Source organism: Longimicrobium sp. (assembly GCF_036554565.1).
Classification (GTDB): Bacteria; Gemmatimonadota; Gemmatimonadetes; order Longimicrobiales; family Longimicrobiaceae; genus Longimicrobium.
This window is the reverse complement of sequence record NZ_DATBNB010000295.1, coordinates 1-2,221: the sequence shown is the minus strand read 5'-3', so window position 1 is coordinate 2,221 and position 2,221 is coordinate 1. Positions and strand designations below refer to the sequence as shown.

2 protein-coding genes are annotated in these 2,221 nt (G+C 66.4%); one reads left to right on the top strand and one right to left on the bottom strand.

The features are described from left to right. A partial coding sequence (locus VIB55_RS07935) for a Txe/YoeB family addiction module toxin (protein ID WP_331876136.1) occupies window positions 1-302 on the top strand: 302 nt, incomplete at its 5' end. Window positions 303-440: 138 nt separating this feature from the next. Here VIB55_RS07935 and VIB55_RS07930 read toward each other — a convergent pair. Next, complete coding sequence (locus VIB55_RS07930) at window positions 441-1,595, bottom strand: aldo/keto reductase (RefSeq protein WP_331876135.1); 1,155 nt, start codon at window positions 1,593-1,595, stop codon at window positions 441-443. Between the last annotated feature and the right edge of the window lie 626 nt (window positions 1,596-2,221).

Sequence of the window (2,221 nt, the reverse complement as noted above, 5' to 3'; positions counted from 1 at the left end):
GCGGATCCAAGGCGGGCGGGCCTCCGGCTCAGAGGGTGAGTCGGAGGCCCCTTTTGTCGTCCCAGTTCATGGAGGATCTCGAGCACTGGATAGACCGGGATCGCAAGGTCGCGCTCCGGCTGATCGATCTAATGAACGAGTGCTTGAGGACTCCCACGACGGGACGGGGAAAGCCGGAGCTACTGAAGGGGAACTGGTCCGGATGGTGGTCGCGGCGGCTGACCGGGGAAGCCCGCATCGTCTACCGCGTGTCGGACGAGTTCATCGAATTCGCACAAGCACGATTCCACTACGATCCATGAGGCAGCCCGCGAGTGCAGCGGTGGGGATTTGCGTCTATGGAAAGGCGTGCTCGCGGTTCGTTTATCACAGACCTCGTTCGTGAAGTCACCGAGGCGAAACCGCCCCGGCGGAGGTGATCCGCCAGGCCGGTTCGTATTTCAGAACTCGCCGTCGTCGCCGATGGGGGCGCCTGGCGGGATGGCGGGTGGCGTGATGCGCTGCTCCGGGGTGTATTCGCGCTCCAGGAAGCGCGTGATGTCGGCGCTCAGCAGGGCGCGGTGCGCCTGTTCGGGGCTGTTGGGTGTGTGCTCGAAGCCGTAGCTGGTGCGGATCTGCATCAGCTGCCCGGCAGCGACGGCGCGCACCTGGGGCATGGGCGCCGTGCCCGCCAGGCGCATCAGGTGGTCCACGACCACGCGCTCCACCGCGCGGTCGATCTCCGCCAGGTACGCGTCCGAGTGGCGCCGGCCGAAGGTGCAGGCCAGCAGCCACTTGAGCGCCGCCTGGCCCAGGGTCATGTCGCGCCCCTCGTGCAGCCAGCGCAGCGACTCCAGCTTCTTGAGCCCGTTCACCAGCCACGAGCGCGGGCGGTGGCGCCGATGGTCGTTCTTGGCGAACTGGGTGTCTTCGGTGTACTTGCCCTCCAGCATCCCCGACGAGTGCGTCACCCGCACCTGGATGCCCGTCCAGCCGGTGCGCTCGGCCTCTTCCGTCAGGTTCTGCCCGGGGAAGGGCTCCAGGATGTTGTTGATCAGCTGCAGGCTCTTCACCTTCCGATCGCGGATCAGGTCCATCCCCTCGAACAGGTAGCCGTTGGAGGGTCCCAGCGCGCCGCCCCACGAGCGGATCTTGCCCTCGTCCTGCAGCCGCTGGAAGGTGTCCCAGATGCCGTCGTCGGGAACGTGGTCTTCCTTGACGTTGTGGAACGCCAGCACGTCGATGACGTCCGTGCCGAGCCGCCGCAGCTGCTTCTCCACGGCCTCACGGATGAACGCGGGATCGGGGTTGTGCGGAATCTCCTGCTGTCCGCGGCGTGCGTCGGGGTGGTTGTAGAAGTCGTAGCCCACCTTACTGCTGATGGTCACCTTGTCGCGCCGGTCGGCGAACGCGCGGCCGACGAGCTCGTCCGCGCGGCCGTTGCCGTACGTATCGGCGGTGTCGAACAGGGTGATGCCCAGGTCGTAGGCGCGGTGAAGGAGCGCGATGGCCTCGTCGTCGGTGAAGTCGCCCCACCAGCCCGCGGCCAGGGTCCACACGCCGAAGCCCACCTCCGACGTGGAGATGTCGGTTCCGGGATAGGTACGATATTTCATGATGCCTCCATCAGCTCGGCGGTCGAGCGGTCAGTCGATTTGGGGATGCGGATGCGGCCGGAGCGAGCCGGCCGGATGCACCGCAGAGTAGCCTTGGCGCACGGACGCGGCAAGAAGGAGAGTCCCTACGCAATGCAGGACGAACAACAGCAGGCAGTCGCGCACAGGAACCGACGTGTCATCCCGACGGAGCGGCCCCACGAAACCTTCCGTCCGCACAACACTCGGCAGCGACCGAGGGATCCGCCACACAGCATGCGAAACACGCCCGAGGCTCGTTCCGGGCACAATCCCTTCTGTTCGTCGCTTCGTCCGGCAGCCGCACAGCACGGTGCATCAGCCGGGTTCAGCGCGCTCCGGCGAGTGTGTGGCGGATCCCTCAGTCGCTGCGATCGACGGTGCAGGGGCAGGTACGGTGTCGCCGCTCCATCGGGATGACATCGGTGCGCACTCACGCACTCACGCACTCACGCACTCACGCACTTCCCCTCAGCAGTGCGACGACATCTCGAACCCGGCCCCGGCATCGACCAAGGGAGCGCGATAGTCTCCGGTGAAGCAGGCGGTGCAGTACGTCTCCTTATTCTCGCGCACCGCGTCCGTCATTCCCTCGGGCGAGAGGTAGC

Coding starts and splice junctions, on each gene's coding strand:
- VIB55_RS07930 (WP_331876135.1), bottom strand. CDS start 1,595: ATGAAATATCGTACCTATCCCGGAACCGACATCTCCACGTCGGAGGTG.